Source organism: Kaistella gelatinilytica, from assembly GCF_015679325.1.
Taxonomy (GTDB): Bacteria; Bacteroidota; Bacteroidia; order Flavobacteriales; family Weeksellaceae; genus Kaistella; species Kaistella gelatinilytica.
The window spans coordinates 760,841-778,610 of sequence record NZ_JADPVI010000001.1 but is presented as its reverse complement, the minus strand read 5'-3'; the positions used below and the strand labels follow the sequence as shown (position 1 = coordinate 778,610).

At 35.0% G+C, this 17,770-nt stretch carries 18 protein-coding genes; 6 read left to right on the top strand and 12 right to left on the bottom strand.

The window, feature by feature from the left end; genetic code table 11:
- Positions 1 to 26: 26 nt before the first annotated feature.
- The 3 genes from IV494_RS03390 to queA all read right to left on the bottom strand — a co-directional run bounded on the left by IV494_RS03390 (position 27) and on the right by queA (position 2,923).
- Positions 27 to 752, bottom strand: a complete 726-nt coding sequence (locus IV494_RS03390) for a YoaK family protein (RefSeq protein ID WP_196078754.1) — start codon at positions 750 to 752, stop codon at positions 27 to 29.
- A complete protein-coding gene (rlmN, locus tag IV494_RS03385) occupies positions 752 to 1,786 on the bottom strand; it encodes a 23S rRNA (adenine(2503)-C(2))-methyltransferase RlmN (RefSeq protein ID WP_196078753.1) in 1,035 nt (344 codons plus the stop codon). The genes IV494_RS03390 and rlmN overlap by 1 nt, the downstream gene beginning before the upstream one ends.
- An 87-nt stretch (positions 1,787 to 1,873) precedes the next feature.
- On the bottom strand, positions 1,874 to 2,923 hold the full coding sequence (gene queA, locus IV494_RS03380) for a tRNA preQ1(34) S-adenosylmethionine ribosyltransferase-isomerase QueA (protein ID WP_039347340.1): 1,050 nt from the start codon (positions 2,921 to 2,923) through the stop codon (positions 1,874 to 1,876).
- Between the two features lie 169 nt (positions 2,924 to 3,092).
- Between queA and IV494_RS03375 the strand changes: the two genes are divergently transcribed.
- Positions 3,093 to 3,641, top strand: coding sequence for a hypothetical protein (locus IV494_RS03375; protein WP_196078752.1), 549 nt, complete (start codon positions 3,093 to 3,095; stop codon positions 3,639 to 3,641).
- 8 nt (positions 3,642 to 3,649) lie between these two features.
- Here the strand turns inward: IV494_RS03375 and IV494_RS03370 are convergent, their stop codons facing one another.
- From IV494_RS03370 to xth, 9 genes are all read right to left on the bottom strand, one after another.
- Positions 3,650 to 4,342: a hypothetical protein gene (locus IV494_RS03370; protein WP_196078751.1), complete on the bottom strand. Its 693-nt coding sequence runs from the start codon at positions 4,340 to 4,342 to the stop codon at positions 3,650 to 3,652.
- The gene (locus IV494_RS03365; protein WP_196078750.1) at positions 4,339 to 4,827 is read right to left on the bottom strand and encodes a DNA-deoxyinosine glycosylase; all 489 of its coding nucleotides are present in this window, start codon (positions 4,825 to 4,827) and stop codon (positions 4,339 to 4,341) included. The genes IV494_RS03370 and IV494_RS03365 overlap by 4 nt, the downstream gene beginning before the upstream one ends.
- A 34-nt stretch (positions 4,828 to 4,861) precedes the next feature.
- Positions 4,862 to 5,587, bottom strand: coding sequence for a DUF6090 family protein (locus IV494_RS03360; protein ID WP_196078749.1), 726 nt, complete (start codon positions 5,585 to 5,587; stop codon positions 4,862 to 4,864).
- Positions 5,588 to 5,709: 122 nt separating this feature from the next.
- Entirely contained in the window at positions 5,710 to 7,707 is a 1,998-nt protein-coding gene (locus IV494_RS03355; protein ID WP_196078748.1) for a S9 family peptidase, read from the bottom strand.
- A 67-nt stretch (positions 7,708 to 7,774) separates the two neighbouring features.
- Positions 7,775 to 8,221 carry a PH domain-containing protein gene (locus IV494_RS03350; RefSeq protein ID WP_196078747.1) on the bottom strand — a complete coding sequence of 149 codons (447 nt, stop codon included), beginning with the start codon at positions 8,219 to 8,221 and terminating at the stop codon, positions 7,775 to 7,777.
- Between the two features lie 46 nt (positions 8,222 to 8,267).
- On the bottom strand, positions 8,268 to 10,130 hold the full coding sequence (locus tag IV494_RS03345; protein WP_196078746.1) for a M1 family metallopeptidase: 1,863 nt from the start codon (positions 10,128 to 10,130) through the stop codon (positions 8,268 to 8,270).
- A 121-nt stretch (positions 10,131 to 10,251) separates the two neighbouring features.
- Positions 10,252 to 10,596 carry a phage holin family protein gene (locus IV494_RS03340; RefSeq protein ID WP_196078745.1) on the bottom strand — a complete coding sequence of 115 codons (345 nt, stop codon included), beginning with the start codon at positions 10,594 to 10,596 and terminating at the stop codon, positions 10,252 to 10,254.
- A 3-nt stretch (positions 10,597 to 10,599) separates the two neighbouring features.
- A complete protein-coding gene (locus IV494_RS03335) occupies positions 10,600 to 11,067 on the bottom strand; it encodes a DUF2147 domain-containing protein (RefSeq protein ID WP_196078744.1) in 468 nt (155 codons plus the stop codon).
- Positions 11,068 to 11,492: 425 nt separating this feature from the next.
- Positions 11,493 to 12,272: an exodeoxyribonuclease III gene (gene xth, locus IV494_RS03330; RefSeq protein ID WP_196078743.1), complete on the bottom strand. Its 780-nt coding sequence runs from the start codon at positions 12,270 to 12,272 to the stop codon at positions 11,493 to 11,495.
- A gap of 95 nt (positions 12,273 to 12,367) precedes the next feature.
- Here xth and ku point away from each other — a divergent pair, with 95 nt between their 5' ends.
- From ku to IV494_RS03305, 5 genes are all read left to right on the top strand, one after another.
- Positions 12,368 to 13,147 carry a non-homologous end joining protein Ku gene (ku, locus tag IV494_RS03325; protein ID WP_196078742.1) on the top strand — a complete coding sequence of 260 codons (780 nt, stop codon included), beginning with the start codon at positions 12,368 to 12,370 and terminating at the stop codon, positions 13,145 to 13,147.
- Positions 13,148 to 13,203: 56 nt separating this feature from the next.
- A complete protein-coding gene (gene ligD / locus IV494_RS03320; protein WP_196078741.1) occupies positions 13,204 to 15,741 on the top strand; it encodes a DNA ligase D in 2,538 nt (845 codons plus the stop codon).
- A 57-nt stretch (positions 15,742 to 15,798) separates the two neighbouring features.
- Positions 15,799 to 16,236, top strand: a complete 438-nt coding sequence (locus IV494_RS03315; protein WP_196078740.1) for a DUF6526 family protein — start codon at positions 15,799 to 15,801, stop codon at positions 16,234 to 16,236.
- A 40-nt stretch (positions 16,237 to 16,276) separates the two neighbouring features.
- Complete coding sequence (locus IV494_RS03310; protein ID WP_196078739.1) at positions 16,277 to 16,441, top strand: phosphatidate cytidylyltransferase; 165 nt, start codon at positions 16,277 to 16,279, stop codon at positions 16,439 to 16,441.
- Positions 16,442 to 16,626: 185 nt separating this feature from the next.
- Complete coding sequence (locus tag IV494_RS03305) at positions 16,627 to 17,736, top strand: DNA topoisomerase IB (protein WP_196078738.1); 1,110 nt, start codon at positions 16,627 to 16,629, stop codon at positions 17,734 to 17,736.
- Positions 17,737 to 17,770 lie beyond the last annotated feature (34 nt).

Sequence of the window (17,770 nt, the reverse complement as noted above, 5' to 3'; positions counted from 1 at the left end):
GAAAAAGCTGCCCAAATAAAAAATCTTCACGAAAGTCCCCTTTTACGTTTCAAAAGTAAAAATCTGATTTTGACGAAATCATAAAACAGGCCACTCAATAAAATTATAGAACCTAAAATGAGGGATTTGATGCCGAAATAGGAGAATAAAATTCCACCCGTAATTCCGCCCAGAAAAAACATGAAAATAATTGTCAAACGCAACTTTATCGATCTGATCAACTTGAATTTATGCATCTCATCTTTATAAAAAAACAGTTGAGAGAGTTCGATACCCATATCAGTAAAAAGTCCCGTTAAATGGGTGGTTCGAACGATTGATTTTGAAATACTCGTCACCAAAGAGTTTTGCATTCCCATCGCAAAAAGCAAACTGTAAGCGATAACATCGGGATCTGTTTTAATTAAATAATTTCCCGCAAATGCAATGACTACAAGTATTAAAGCTTCGGTTAAAATGGGAAGAATGTAGGTTTGATTTTCGCGAATTCTGGAATAAATTTCTACCACGAAATTAGCGAAGAAAGCACCTGAGAGAAAGAAAATAACGAACAGTGCAACGTGAAAAGCATTTGTAAAATTGAGTTTAAAAACTTCGTCCACGAAAAAAGCGAAATGTCCTGTTACATTTGTAGTTAACTTTTGAACGGCAAAAAAGCCTACAACATTGACCAATCCTGCAACAAAAGAAAGTAAGGACGCAATTCCGAGATTATGTTTGGGGGTTCTGGTTTTTCCGACGTGTGAGAACATTACTCACTGCTTTTGTTAGCGAGTTGTCCGCAAGCGGCGTCGATATCTCCACCGCGACTTCTTCGGATCAGAACTGTAATTCCAGCTCTTTCCAGTTGTCGTACGTAATTTTCTTCAGCATCTTTATTGCATTGATCGTACTTTCCGTCACCAATTGGATTGTACTGAATCAAATTCACTTTGCTTGGGATCTGCTTGCAATATTGAATAAGCGCTTTGATGTCTTCATCTTTATCGTTGATTCCTTTCCAGACGCAATATTCAAAAGTGATGATATTTCCTGTTTTTTCGTACCAATATTTCAGAGAATCCATAATATCGGTTAATGGAAATTTATCGGAAAAAGGCATAATTTCGTTTCGCTTTTTTTCAATCGCGGAATGTAAAGAAAGCGCCAGTTTTACTTTTAAACCTTCATCTGCCAACATTTTGATCATCTTCGGAATTCCGGAGGTTGAGACCGTAATTCTTCGTGGCGACATTCCTAAACCTTCAGGTTCGGTAATTTTGCGAATTGATTCTACTACATTTTTGTAGTTCATCATGGGTTCGCCCATTCCCATGAAGACAATATTGGAAAGTGGTCTGTCAAAATATAGTTTGCTTTGTCGGTCGATCAATGCGACTTGATCTACAATTTCTGCAACTTCAAGATTTCGCATTCTTTTCAACCGCGCAGTTGCACAGAATTCGCAGTTTAAGGAACATCCAACCTGAGAAGAAACGCAAGCTGTAGTTCTGGTTTCGGTCGGAATTAATACCGATTCTACTAAAAGTCCGTCGTGTAATTTTACGCCGTTTTTAATCGTTCCGTCTTTGGATTTCTGAAGTTCATCAACCGAAATAGGATTGATAATGTATTCCTCGGAAATTTTTTCTCTTAAATCTTTCGAAAGATTCGTCATTTCCTCAATGGAATGAAGATTTTTACTCCACAACCAATCATAAACCTGCTTTGCACGAAAAGGTTTTTCACCCAAAGACAAAAAATAATCAGTGAGTTGTTCGAGTGATAAAGTTCGGATATCCTTCAAAATAATTTTAGATTTTAAATGATAAATTTTAGATTAAAAACGAAATAAATTTAATCTAAAATTTAAAATTTTTTTATTTATAACTGATTAAATGATCAACATCGCATCACCATAAGAATAGAATTTATATTCATTCTTGATGGCTTCTTCGTATGCCTGCATTAAGAAATCTTTTCCTGCAAATGCCGCAACCATCATCATTAATGTAGATTTTGGCGTGTGGAAGTTCGTGATCATACAGTTTGCAACCCCAAAATCATGTGGAGGGAAAATAAATTTATTCGTCCAGCCATGATATGGTCCAATTTTTCTGTTGGAGGAAACTGAGGTCTCTATTGCTCTCATCGTCGTCGTTCCAACTGCACAAACTCTTCTTTGTTCAGCAACAGCTTTGTTGATGATATCTGCATTTTTTTGAGTAATAATGGCTTCTTCTGATTCCATTTTGTGTTTCGACAAATCTTCTACTTCGATCGGATTGAAAGTTCCCAAACCAACGTGAAGCGTAATTTCAGCAAAATCAATTCCTTTAATCTCTAATTTCTTCATTAAATGTTTAGAGAAATGTAAGCCTGCTGTAGGAGCTGCAACGGCACCTTCGTATTTTGCATAAATCGTCTGATAACGTTCTGCATCTTCCGGCTCAACGTCTCTTTTAATATATTTAGGAAGTGGAGTTTGTCCCAATTCTTTCAGTTTTGTACGAAATTCTTCGTAAGAACCGTCATACAAAAATCGTAGTGTTCTTCCTCTGGAAGTGGTGTTGTCAATGACTTCAGCAACCAAACCTTCATCTTCGGTAAAGAATAATTTATTACCAATTCTTATTTTTCTTGCCGGATCTACCAATACATCCCAAACGCGGGTTTCTTTGTCTAATTCTCTCAAAAGAAAAACTTCGATTTTGGCACCGGTTTTTTCTTTGTTTCCGAATAATCTTGCGGGGAAAACTTTGGTATTATTAAAAATGAACAAATCGTGCTCGTCGAAATAGTCAACAACGTCTTTAAATTTTTTATGCTCTATCGTTTGAGTTGCACGGTTTAAAACCATGAGTTTTGCTTCGTCTCTGTGTTCGCTTGGATGTTCAGCTAAAAGTTCTTCCGGTAAATGGAAATTAAAATCGGATGTTTTCATTTTTTTAAATTACGGTTTAAAAATTAAGACCGAAAACGAAAAATTTTCGGAGTGCAAATATACGACATTGAAAAGGCAAAGTCAAGTCCTTTTAATTTTAGGCTGATTTTGTCGATATATTTAGATTGGAATGATTCATGCAAGAAGCAAAATCATTAAAATTTACAGTATGAAAAAGTTATGGTTGATCACCGGAATTATCGTCTTATTTTTTGTTACGAGTTGTCGGGATATTGTTAATTCGGTCTTAGATGTTCTGCCGCCGTTCGAGGTTCCGTTTACGACGACGGTTGATGTTCCTTTCGCCGCAATAAGTACAACCGGTTATACACAAACGCCTGAACTTCCCATGAACATTAATTTAGATGCGAAGATCAAAGAGCAAAATGCAAACTTTTCGATCAACAATTTGAAATCAGTGAAATTGAGTACTTTGAGTTTAGATTACGTAAGTTCTCAATTGGGAAATAAATTAGATGTCATCAAGAATGCAAGAATTTATGTGAAAGCGCCCAATCAAGCCGATCGATTAATTGCAACGGCTTACGATAACACGAATCCAAACACGATCACATTTACTGCGACCGACGACGAAATTTTGGAATATTTCAGAACGACGCAAAACTCTTTGATAATCGAAATTCAGGCAAGTAAAGTAACTGCGGATCAAATTAAAATGAAAATTAATTCAGGTTTTAAAATTAAAGTTCAGTTATAAAATAAAGTTTAATGATTAAACTTTGAGAAAGTACTATTCGTCGATTGATACGAGTTTTTTAAATTTAATTTTTCTGGAAGAACAATTTGTAGCTCTACATTTTTGTACTCTACTAATTCGATCTCGCAAGTATAATCTCTGTGTTTTTCTACCACTTTTTTTACGATATAGTTGCCGGGGAAATTAATTTTGTCCGCAGTATGTAAATAGCTGAGAATGCTTTTTCTGTAAATTTCAAAAAGGTTTGTATTGGCAGGTTGTAACGTTAAAGTCTGCTCAAACACTGGTTTTCTCCCTTTTTTTGATTTGAAAACCTTCAAAGTAGTTACTTTCGGCGATGATTCGGAAACTGCTGAGAATTCGAAATGATAATTTTCAAAACGGTGTTCAGCAACATAAGGATAAGAATATTCGTATAAAAATTCAAACTGAATTTCGTTTTTTATATTTGATTCTGTGACTTTAAAATAGTGAACTAATTTCCTTTCCTCATCAAAAAGAAAAGCACTTAAAAACTTTTCATTTTTACTTAATTTTAAGTAATAGGAAATATCATCAGTATTAAAGTAATTAACAGATTCAAAATTATAGTTGTTTTTTGAATTGTGGGTTTTGTATTTCGTCAGAAAATCGAAGTCATAGGTTTGACCGAAATTAAATACAGAAACTGATAAGAACATCAAAAAATAATATTTCTTCATATAAAATTTTTAATAATTTTCCACTCCTCTACTTTTCTTTTAAATGGGATCGTGTACGCTGGACTAGTTGAAGGAAGTGCGAAAATAGGAATGTCGCTATTACCACTCAATTTCTTCAGCACATTTTTAAAGGATTTCTGGCCATTACAAAAGATGGCTTCGATATTCGGATAATCCATTAAAATCTGCTCAACATCATTATGAACTTCATTTTTAATTTTAGTGTCTAAACTTCCGTCGCGTTCACAAGAATCGATAACATCCCAAACTGCGATATGATTTTTTGCTAAGAACGTTAGTTTTTGAGAATAATCTGTTGTAAAATCTTCCTGAAACAGTTCAAATAATATTCGCCAGAATTTATTTTGAGGATGAGCATAATATTCCTGCAATTCCAAAGATTTTATTCCCGGAACTGAACCCAGGATCAAAATTTTTGAAGTACCTGAAATGATCGGTGGAAACGAGGATATTCGGTCAGCCATTTATGCAGATTTCTCTTGTTTTCTGATAAAAAAACTATTTCTTCGGAGGGAATTCTGCGTCAATTACTTTCACGATCTCCTTCATTTGCTCCGTACAGCTCTCATAATTAGAAATAATTTGATTCACCGAGGAGAGATAAATTTGACTTCTGTTTTTTACAGGATCTGAAGCCATCACTTTGGTGATATTCCCGGAAGGATAATCCAAAGTATTGTCGGTGATATAATCTGCAAATTTTAGTTTTTGAGTTTTATAAAAATCAGTAGAAATGGTGAGCCGCGGAATTTTCTCTTCATAGAGATCTAAAATACTGTTCTGAAGATCATCATTTTCAATAAAACCTATTTTCCCCGACGATTTAAAACCTTCGTATCGACCGGTATTTCCACCATAACCCGTGAAATTATAAAAATAAGGAGCGAACAGTTTTAAGCTGTCACTGTTGGCAGTCTGACCTTTCGGAATATTTCCTAAATAATGAAATGCTTTTTTTTGATTTTTATAGGCTTTAATGTCTTCATTCATTTCTCCCATATCTTTCATCAGATCGATTCGAACACCTTTTAGGAAAACATGTACCTGATGTTGCTCATGACGCGCTTCACTCCAGCTGTGGAAAGCGATCGAGAGCGAAACAGCGAAAATAATAATGCCTATTTCCAGCGCCATTTCTTTTATTTTATGCCACAGACTTTTTTCTTTGTCTTTTGCAGTTTCAATAATTTTTTTGGTTGATTTTGCTACTTCTAACTCGGCCATGGTGAATTGGTTATTATTTTGAAACAAATTTAAACTTTTTAGTAGGAATTCAAAGACCAAAAAAAAATGATTTCCAAAATTAATCGCAAATCATTTTTAATATTTTTAGTTGAATGTGCTTTCTATAAAGTTTCCTTCAACCATTCAAAGAATTCTCTCTGCCAAACCAAACCGTTTTGAGCGTGTAAAACCCAGTGATTTTCGTTCGGAAAATAAAGGAATTTCGTTTTCAAACCTTTTAATTTTGCCGCTTGAAAAGCTTCCTGACCTTGTTCGTAAGGTACTCTGTAATCAATTCCACCCTGAATTACCATCATCGGTTTATTCCATTTGTTGACGTAGTTGGAAGGATTAAATTCAGTATACGATTTCGGAGTTGGCGTGTCATAAGGAGAACCGCCCAAATCCCATTTCGCAAACCATAATTCTTCAGTCGTTAAAAACCAGGATTTCATATCAAAAAGTCCGTCGTGCGCGATAAATGTTTTAAAACGGTTTTCGTGAATTCCTGCCAACATATAAACGCTGTAACCACCGTAACTAGCACCAACTGCTCCCATTCTGTCGCCATCAACATAAGGCAAAGTTTTCGCAAAATCTGCCGCTGCTAAGTAATCACGCATTGGTTGACCGCCCCAATCTTTTGAGATGTCTTCGTTCCATTTTGTTCCCCATCCAGGCATTCCGCGACGGTTTGGCGCAACAACGATATAATCATTTGCAGCCATCAAAGCAAAATTCCATCTTACGCTAAAAAACTGTGTTAATGCCGACTGAGGACCACCTTGACAATACAATAAAGTTGGATATTTTTTTGCAGGATCGAAATTTGGCGGATAAATAAACCAGACTCCCATTTCTTTTCCGTCTGTGGTTTTCACCATTTTCAGTTCCGTTTTTGAAGGAGTTATTTTGGCGTACGTATCTTTGTTAATTTCTGTCACTTGCTTCATTGCGCCGTTTTTCAAATCTACAGAGAATAAATCTGCATTGTGATTCATATCGGTTCTGGAAACTAAAAGCGAATTTTTGTTTTGCGCGTAAATGTCAGTAACATCAAAATCACCTTTTGTGACCTGCTGAATTTTTGAATTTTTAGGATTTAATGAGAACAGTTGTATTGTTCCTTTCCAGGCAGTGGTAAAATAAATATCTTTCGAATCCTGTGACCAAAATACTGAACCAACAACGCTTTCGTCCCAAGCTTTAGTTAAATTAGTAGTTTTACCGGATTTCCAATCCATGATTTTTACATCATTTTTATCGGCTTCAAAACCTTCTCTTTCCATCGATTGCCAAGACAAATACTTTCCATCCGGGGAAAATTTCGGATTGACGTCGTAACCTTTATTGCTTTCTGTCAGATTTTTTACCGTTCCGGAACTCAAATCGTAAGCAAAAATATCGGTATTCGTCGATTGTGCATATGCTGCGCCACTCAAAGGTTTTGTCACATATAAAAGTTGCGAAGAATCTGGACTCCAAAGAAAATCTTCACTTCCACCAGAAGGTCTTTGCGGCGAATCCCAAGGTTTTCCCTGAAGCAAATCTTTGGCTTTATCTGCTGTTTCAGAAATATTTACTACAAAAACGTGATTGTATTTTCCTTCATTAAAACGATCCCAATGACGGTGATTCAAATCGTCGTAGATATGTGCAGTCGATTTAGGAACGTCGGAATATTTATCTTTTCCCATTACTTTTTCCACCAAAACTTCTTTACTGAAAGCGATTTTCTTACCATCCGGAGAAATGATGACATTATCAACTTCGCCTAAAGTATAAAAATCAGTCCAGGTTTTTCCGGCATCTTTTGATAAATAAATTTTATCGCCTTCTTGCGCATAAACTCCGTTTTTATCCCATTGAACAATAGATTTCTTGCCGAGATCTAAATTGGTTGCATCACCATTTTTAATATTGAAGAAATAATTCTTCTTGTTGTTTTTTTCGGTTTTCAGATCGGTTTTGCCAATACTGTAAATCAGCGAACTCTGATCCGGAGAAACTGCAGAAACCCCGATTTTATTCAGCGTCCACAACGTTTCTGGCGTCATTACGTTTTGTGCATTCATTAATAAAGGCGCTGCGAGAGCGATAAGGGTGTTTTTTATTTTCATTTGAAATTTAAATTTTGAAGATTAAGAAACAGTACAAATATAGAAAATTCATAGCATAAGAAGCAGATCACGATATTTCTGATGATTTCCATTTTTGAATTTCATTGCTGAAGTCATCAGGATTTTCGGGACTGAGCATATATACTTTGCCTGATTTTAAAGTGATCTTTATTTTTTTATGAATATTGGTTACATACCAAACATCTTTTCCATTAAAATATCCAAAATAACCAAACAAACCGCCGACTCCGAAAGTTCGGAGATTGAATCCCGTTTTTTCAACTTTCGATATTGAATAAATCTCATTTAAATCGATTGTAATTGTTCCGTAAAGATTTTTAATTAAAATTTGTGAATCTGTTATTAAAATTTTCTTCGGAACAAAAGCATAAGAAATCAATACGACGCCGTACATAATAACCAAACTGAAAATAGAAATGACAGTTCGTCGCGGTTCAAAAAAGAAAGATATAAACGGAAAAATAAGTAAAAAAAGCACAAGAATTATAGTCATTGTCCTCGTTCTACTATCCATTTTTGCGGTTTGAAATTTTATCATTCTAAAGCGCAATTACATTATCATTCGGCGTATAATCCAGATAAATTCCACCATCAAGTTTTACTGATTTCACTTTTTTAGTGACTGGAATTGGAGTTTGGTAGGAAGAACCTTTTTTCCAAACTTCTGGCGTGAAATGTTTTTTAGAAACTGATCCATCAACGGCAGTAATTTCAACATCAAAAGGAATGGCAAATCCGCCTACATTTTGAATAGTTACCATTAAATTTTTACCGGAAATTTTTGCTGAATTCACTTTTAAATCAACATAATTATTGCTGAAAAACCAGTTGTTCCAAAACCAGTTTAGATTTTGACCGCTTCCTAAATTCATGCTGTAAAAGAAATCCCACGGCATCGGATGTTTCCCGTTCCAGATATCCATATAATAATGCAGTGATTTCTTGAATAAATCGTCGCCGAGCATATCTTTTAGAGCGAGATAAGAAAATGCGGGTTTGACGTAAGAATTATTTCCATAACCTGATCCGGAAACCTGCGTACTGAGGGAAATTACAGGTTGATCTTCTTCGGTTGAAGGATCATTAATATATCGTTTTACCCGAAAATTGATGAAGGCTTTATCAGTAAAACTTTTTCCATTTTCGCTTTCACCAATCAGATATTCGAAAGTTGTCGCCCAACCTTCATCCATAAATGCATAGCGCGTTTCATTAATTCCCATGAAAAACGGAAAGTAAGTATGAGCAATTTCGTGATCCGCAGTTTGTCGCGAATCTGCCAAATCATCGGGAATCGAAGAATCATTCACCATCATCGGAAATTCCATATCTGCAAATCCCTGAAAAGCAGTCATGGTTGGAAATGGATATTCGATTCCCGGCCAGTTTTCTGAAAACCATTTTATGGAATATTTTTCCCATTCCACATATTTTTCAAAATCTACAGTTCCATCATTATAAGTTGCCTGAACAGACACTTTTTTCGATTTCAGTTGAACGCTCGAAGCATCCCAAATATAAGATGAACTTGTTCCAAATGTAAAATCAGTAACGTTTTGTGCCGTAAATTTCCAAACATTTTGAGCATTTTGCAAGGTTACTTTTTGAGATTGAATTTCTTCTTTTGTCGCAACGTGAATAATTTCGTCGCTTGTTAAAGACTTTCTAAATTTATTTAAAATAGAGGGTTGCAAAACTTCTTCAGGATTCTTTAAAACTCCTGTTGCGTAAACGATAAAATTCTTTGGAACAGAAATGGAAACTTCGTAGTTATTAAAATCATTGTAAAATTCATTTCTTCCGTTGTGCGGTAATTTATCCCAACCGTTGTAATCGTCATAAACCGATATTCTAGGATAAGCGTAAGCACAGAAAAGCGTGTTTTCATCGATTTGTCCTTCTCTCCCACTTTCTTTTGATAGTTGATATTCCCACTCGATTTTTATTTGATTTTTTGATTTTGGGAGCAAAGCGGTATTCAACTTTAATTCATAAAATGTTTCCCAATCGTCACTGTTGATTTTATAATTCTGACCATTAATGGAAAGCGATTTAATTTTTAAACCTTCACTTAAAAAATCTTTAGAAACTTTACTGCTTCGTGGCGAAGTCGCTTTGTGCAGATTCGTTACAAAACGGATAACCAAAGTCTTTAGAGAATCTGGAGAATTATTGGAATAATCGATGAGCTCTGTTCCTGAAACAATTTTTGTAGCAGGATTTACGGTGAAATCAATTGCATAGTTGCCGCCATTCTGCCAGTAGTTTTTTCCCGTTTTACCCTCTTTGGAGCGTGTTTGATTTTCGTAAGCTTTTTTAATATTTCTTGGAATATATAATTCCTGCGCAAATGTGCTGAAGGAAAATATGGTGATCAAAAGAATGCTGAATAAACGAGTCATTGTGTTAATTTTTTGTCAATCAAAATTAAGAAATATAATAAGAGGTTTAAAAATAAAAAACCCAATCTTAGAAATTCTAAAATTGGGTATTTGTTTTTAATTTAAAACTAAGTAGTTTTTGTTAATCTTTCGAAGTGAAAATCCCGCTGAGTAAAGAAGTGATAAGAGACAGTAAAATACTGAAAATAAAGGCGGTTAAAAAACCATCAATCGACATTCCGGGAACAAATTTTGCGGCGAGTAAAATAACCAAAGCGTTGATCACCAAAGAAAAAAGTCCCAACGTAATAATCGTTAATGGCAATCCTAATATTTTTAAAACTGGTGTGACGATCAGGTTTAAAACGCCCAAAACAATGGCGAAAATAATGGCGCCACTGAAACCATCAAAATGAATTCCGCTTAAAATGTACGTTAAGGCATAAGCGACGATTGCCGTGATTAACAGGTTTAATAAAATTCTCATAGTTTATAATTTTTTAAATGTTCCAGGATTTACTCTTCTAAAAATAAGGCTCTTTCCGATCCATTTTACTTTCCAGTAACCACGAACTTTCAATGTTCCGTCTTTATTTAAAGTGACCGATGAATCCCAGTATTTCCCTGAAGAACCATCATAAATAGTTCCATTTTCCCAGGAAGAAGTTTCAGGATTAAAAGTTAAACCTTCCAAAATTTCCATGCCGATCACTTTTCGTTTACGAAGTTCAGGATCTACATTTTGAGTGTCATGACGCAGATTCATTGGTTTTCCACTTCCAAGCCGTTCATCAAACCATGTTACTTTTGCTCTGTACTCATTATTTAATTTGTACACCTTTACAGAAACGCTGTTCTCAACAGTCGTCCAGTTTCCTAAAATATCATCCGCTTTCACTTGTGCCTGAAGCGTAAAAATAGAAAAATAAAAAATAAAAATGAAGGTTTTTTTAAGCATGAAACTGACAATGCAAGACTGTTGCCAATTGTTAGGTATTTTCAATATTTGCAATTTATTATGATTGATGAATTTTTCTCTTGAATTCTCGGCTTTTTTTATTTCTTTCACATCATCGAAAATCCGGTCTTCGATCTGGATGACAAAATGATTTCTCAGAAGAAGGATTTTGTACAGAAAATTTACGCCAAGAAAAATAACGCCCAAAAATAGGAAAAAAGGACCAAAACTTGTAGCGATTTTCAGCGTTGTTTTTCATTCAGACAAATATTTACGTGTCACGGCATTCGATCGGGAAAAATTTTATAATGAAGAAAACTCTTCAGAAATAGAAATATTGTAAAGATAAAAAGCCCAACCGTTAAAAATCAGAAGATTAAGAATAGCGAAGAAACCAGAAAGGTGTTTTTCTTATTTTATCACTATTATTTAGACTCCTCGATTTCGATCCAAACCGGACAATGATCACTTGATTTTTCCCAACCTCGCACTTCTTTATCAACTTCGCCTTTTTTAAGGAGCGGCACCACTTCGGGAGAAAGTAAAAAATGATCAATTCTCATCCCTGCGTTTCGTTCGTAGGCTTTCCGGAAATAGTCAAAAAAAGTATAGATCGTTTCCGTCGGATATAAATGTCGCAACGCATCCGTCCAACCCTGACTGATCAAGTTTTCAAGTGCTTTTCGAACTTCTGGTAAGAAAAGACCATCGTTTTTATATTTTTCAGGTTTGTAAACATCTTTTTCAGTTGGGATCACATTGAAATCTCCAATGATCAGAACCTTTTTCCCTGAAGTGATCAACATTTCAGCATGAGCATCCAACCTTTCAAACCATCTCATTTTATAATCAAATTTTGGTCCCGGAACTGGATTTCCATTAGGCAAATAAATACATGCAATAATTAAATCTTTAATTTTCACTTCCAGATAACGGCTCGCTTCAATTTCATCTTCGCCAGGAAGATCGGTTCTGGAAACTACAGGTTTTTCCAACTTTGATAAAACCGCTACTCCATTCCAACTTTTTTGGCCGAGCCAAACCGAATGATAACCTGCTTCTAAGATTTCAGCTTCCGGAAATTTATCCTGAGGCGCTTTTAATTCCTGCAAACAAACAATATCGGGTTGTGATTCTTTGAGCCATTTTAGAAGGACAGGTAATCTTCCGTTCACGCCATTTACATTATACGTTGCGATTTTCATTTCTTCAGAATTTTATTCAAAGTTAATCAGATTATTAAAACCTTATTTTTTTTGGAAGCATTTTTGATATTGAAATTGGAAATAAATTGAAGATTATGAGAGCAATTTGGAACGGCGCAATCGGTTTTGGTTTGGTAAATATTCCTATTAAATTATATTCGGCAACTGAAGAAAGCAATATCGATCTGGATATGCTGGATAAAGATGATCTGCAGAATATTAATTTTAAAAGAGTCAATTCCAAAACCGGAAAGGAAGTACAGTGGGCAAATATTGTAAAAGGCTTTAAGATGGAAGATCGCTACATTGTCCTCGATAAAGAAGATTTCGAAGCTGTAAGTCCCGAAAAATCGAAGATTCTTAACATCAAACAGTTTGTAGACATAAATGAAATTGACAGCGCTTATTTTGAAAGTTCTTACTTTCTGGAACCTCAGAAAAACGGTGAAGAAGCGTACAGACTTTTATTAAAAGCACTTTTGAAAACCAAAATGGCAGGAATCGGCACATTTATTTTAAGAGAAAAAGAAATTCTGTGTTTGGTTCGTCCGTATGAAGATAAAGTATTAATGGTCAACAGAATGCGTTATCCGGAAGAAATAAGATCATTTGAAGACTTAAAACTTCCCACTGCGAAAAAACCAAAAGACGAAGAAATGGCAATGGCAGAATCGCTTATCAAACAATTGGCGACGAAATTTGATCCTGAAAAATATAAAAATACCTACAATGATGATCTCATGAAAATCATTGAAGCCAAAGCAAAAGGTAAAACGAAGAAGATTGAAACGAAAGAAGAAGTTTCCGCAAAAGCAACCGATTTGATGGCACAATTAAAAGCCAGTTTAGAAGCAGGAAAAGTTAAAGCCAGTTAAATTCTACGATAATTCTCATTTAAATGAAACTTTTTAATCTTCAAATAAATTTCTAAATGGCACTCGAGGAATACAATAAAAAGCGGGATTTCGATCAAACTTCTGAACCGAAAGGAAAAAGCGAAAGTGGCAAAGGAAAACTGAAATTTGTCATTCATCGCCACGCTGCAAGTCGTTTGCATTACGATTTCCGTTTGGAAATGGAGGGTGTTTTAAAAAGCTGGGCAATTCCAAAAGGTCCGTCCTTAAATCCGGAAGACAAGCGTTTGGCGATGATGGTAGAAGATCATCCTTTTTCCTACCGAACGTTTGAAGGAAGTATTCCAAAAGGAAATTATGGTGCCGGAGAAGTGGAGATCTGGGATGAAGGAACGTATGAACCTTTGGAAAAAGTGAAAGGCAAAACCGATGATCTCATTATGCGAAATGAACTTCACAAAGAATCTTTAAAAATTGTGCTTCACGGCAAAAAATTAAAGGGCGAATTTGCCCTGGTCAAAATTAAAAATGCCACTGACGGAAATCCCTGGTTGCTCATTAAACACAAGGATCAGTACGCCACCGATTTTTATGACGCTGAACAAAATACAGATTCTGATTCGAAAGTAACTGAAGTTTTGGAAGCCAAAAAAGGCAACTCTAAAAATAAATCTGAGGATTCAGTAAAAACTTTTAAAAATTATTCACCTTCCCTTTCTAAAGAAAAAAAACTCACGAAATTTATCACGCCAATGTTGGCTGAAAGTTCGCCGAAACCTTTCAGTGGAAAAGAATGGGCTTTCGAAATAAAATGGGACGGTTATCGCGCCGTTGCAGATCTTCGGAATGGCGTTCAACTCTACTCTCGAAACGGACTCTCCTACCTGGAGAAATTTAAAAAAGTAGTCAATTCTCTCAAATTACAGGATCACGAAATGGTTTTGGATGGTGAACTGGTTGCGTACGATAACAAAGGAAAACCGAATTTCCAGTGGTTGCAAAGAATGAACGATCATCCCAATTTGACCGTTGTTTATCAGGTTTTTGATTTGCTTTGGTTAAACGGACATTCCACGGAAAAACTAAGTTTTTTACAGCGAAAAGAATTGTTGAAAGAAGCTTTAAAGGAAACCGAATTTGTAAAATACCACGATCATATTTTAGAAAAAGGCGAAGATTTTTTCAAACTCATCGAAAAAATGGACCTGGAAGGAATGATGGCAAAAAAAATTGACAGCAGTTATCAGGAAGGAATAAGAAACGGCGATTGGCTGAAAGTAAAAAGTCAGCAAACGGAAGAAGTTTTGATTTGTGGATTTACCGCGCCGAAAGGAAGCAGGAAAAAATTTGGATCGTTAATTTTAGGAAGATTTGAAGGGAAAGAACTCATTTTTTGTGGTCATACAGGAACTGGTTTCAGCGATAAAATTTTAAAGGAACTTCATGAAAAAATGGAACCGCTCATTATTCCTAAATGTCCTTTTGAAAAAATACCAAAAACCAATGATAAGGCAACCTGGATCAAACCTGAACTCATCGCGGAAGTTAAATTTACAGAACTGACTGAAGAACATATTTTTCGTCATCCGGTTTTTTTGAGGTTCCGCGAAGATCTGAATCCGGAAGATCTAAATTTTGAAAATACAGAAATGAAGGAAGAAGAAAAAGTTGTTCCTGTGAAAAATTCGGTAGCAAAACGGGATGCAGAAAAACTTCAGAAAATCGATAAGCAACCGATTAAACTCACGAATCAAAATAAGATCTATTTTCCAAAAGATAATGTGACGAAAGGTGATCTGATCGATTATTACCAAAGTGTTTCCAAATATATTCTGCCGCATTTGAAAAACCGTCCGCAATCGATGAACCGTTTTCCGAATGGAATTGATGGAATGAGTTTTTACCAGAAAGATGCTTCGGAAGAAACGCCGGACTGGATCGATATTGAGAAAGTTTTTTCAGAATCCAGCAACAAATACATCAATTATATTTTGTGTAACGACAAAGCCACGATGGCTTATATGAATAATTTAGGCTGCATCGAATTCAACGTTTGGACGAGCCAAATTAAAACGATTGATAATCCGGACTACTTGGTTTTGGATCTGGATCCTTCCGACAATAATACTTTTGATGACGTCATTCAAACCGCAAAAATGGCGAAAAAAATTATGGATAAAGGAAAAATCGAAGGTTATTGCAAAACCTCCGGAAGTTCCGGAATTCATATTTATATTCCGATGGGTGCAAAATATTCCTTTGAACAGGTTAAAAATTTCGGGCATATTTTGATGCAGCTCGTTCAGCAAGAACTTCCTGAAATCACCACTTTGGAAAGGGCTTTGCAAAAACGGGATAAGAATAAAATTTATCTTGATTACCTTCAAAACCGGCGTGGACAAACCTTAGCAAGCGTTTACAGTTTAAGACCAAAAAACGGCGCACCAGTTTCTATGCCTCTTGAATGGAGTGAATTAAAACCAGAATTAAAACCAACCGATTTTAATATTGAAAATGCTTTAGAAAGAACTAAAAAAAATGGAGATCTCTTCAAACCCGTTTTAGGTAAGGGAATTGATCTTTTGAAAGCGATTGATCTTTTAGGAAAGGAATAAAATTACATTTTGATAATCAATAGATTAATTTGGTAACATATTTGATAGAAAATTTGCATGAAAACTCAGAACTACGCCAATCACCGAAAATTTTACGCTCCACATCATTTTATTTATTTACCGCTTCTGCTTATTTTAGAAGTATTAGGAATAAGAAAAATTTTTACAGATGGAAGCAATCAATTGACGTGGATCTTATTTTCAGTTGTGATTTTCCTTCTTTTTTATCTTGCGTTTATGTTGCGTCAACATTACGCTTTGGGAAATCAAAACAGAATGATCCGCTTAGAATTCAAACAACGATATTTTGAACTGTTTGGTAAAGGTTCTGACGAGATCGTAGAAAAATTAAATTTTGGTCAGATTGCTGCATTAAGATTTGCATACGACGACGAATTCAAAATTTTATTAGCAAAGGCGCTTTCTCAAAATATATCTGGTGACGAAATTAAAAAATCGATCACGAATTGGAAGCCTGATTTTAACCGCGTTTAAATAAATAACATTAAATAATAAACCTTAAAAATTTACGATCATGAAAAAGTTTACCTTACTCAGTTTAGCCGTTTTTGCATTTTTTTCTTTAACAAGTTGTGAAGCTATCGGAACCATATTTAAAGCCGGAATGTGGTGGGCTTTCATCCTTATCGCGGCAGTTGTAGGTTTAATTATATGGTTATTTACAAGAGGAAAAAATTAATTATTTCCTTTGAAAATCTCCTTTAAACCGAGACCTAATAAATTTTGAACGATAAAAAAGAAAGAACCGGCGTTGATCAATCAGAGTCTTGTTCTTTCTTTTTGTTTTTAAATACTCTTTATCCAATCTACGAATTCGACCTTAATTTTTAATGATTTTAAAGTCTACCAATTATACGTTTTCCAATGAAAAATCCTGAAACCGATCTTATCGCCTCTTTGACTCCTTCAAAAATTTTAAAAATCATGAAGGATCCCGTAAAATCTGCAAAAGCAGTTCACCTTACTTATACGTCTGATCATGAATATGATGGAATTGTGAGAAGGAAATCGGGTAAAAAATATGCCTACTTTATAGGCGACGAAAAAATAAAAGATCAGGAAGAAATTCAACGTATCAACAAACTGGCAATTCCGCCCGCTTGGGAAAACGTGTGGATCTGTTCGCTACAAAATGGTCATCTTCAGGCAACCGGTATTGATGCAAAAAAACGCAAACAATATCGATATCATTCGCTTTGGAATGCTTTGCGAAATCATACCAAATTTTACCGCATGCTTCAGTTTGGTTACGCTTTACCACAAATGCGATTGCAATTAGAAAAGGACCTTGCTCTTCGAAATTTAGAAAAGACCAAAGTTCTTGCAGTTGTTGTGAGTTTGATGGAAAGAACGAATATTAGAATCGGTAACAACGTATATGAAAAACTATATGGATCTTTTGGCTTAACAACTTTAAAAGATCGGCATGTCAACATTAAAGGACAAAAAATGCATTTCTCTTTTAAAGGTAAAAAGGGAATTTACCATGACATCGATCTGAAAAATAATAAACTGGCGAAAGCTGTTCAGAACTGTAAAGATATTCCCGGTAAAGAACTCTTTCAATATTATGATGAAGACGGGAAAAGACACGCCGTAGAATCTGGAATGGTCAATGAATATATTAAGGAAATCAGTGGCGATGATTTTACTGCGAAAGATTTCAGAACTTGGTCTGGAACCGTAAATGCATTAATTGCTTTTAAGGAAATTGGTGAAGCTGAGAATGATAAAGATTATAAGTCGAAAGTCAAAGAAGCTTTAGAAGTGGTCGCATCGCACCTGGGAAATACAGGAAATGTTTGTCGAAAATATTATGTTCACCCACTAGTTATCAATCTGTACGAAAACAACTCTATGAAAAAATATATGGATGAATTGGATCAAATTGAAATAAATGATGGAAAAACTGGTTTAACAAAAGAAGAGATCATCGTAATGAAAATTTTAGAAAATGAAAAATTACAATCTTAGATCTTAAATTCAACCATTAAAAAAAATTTCTCTT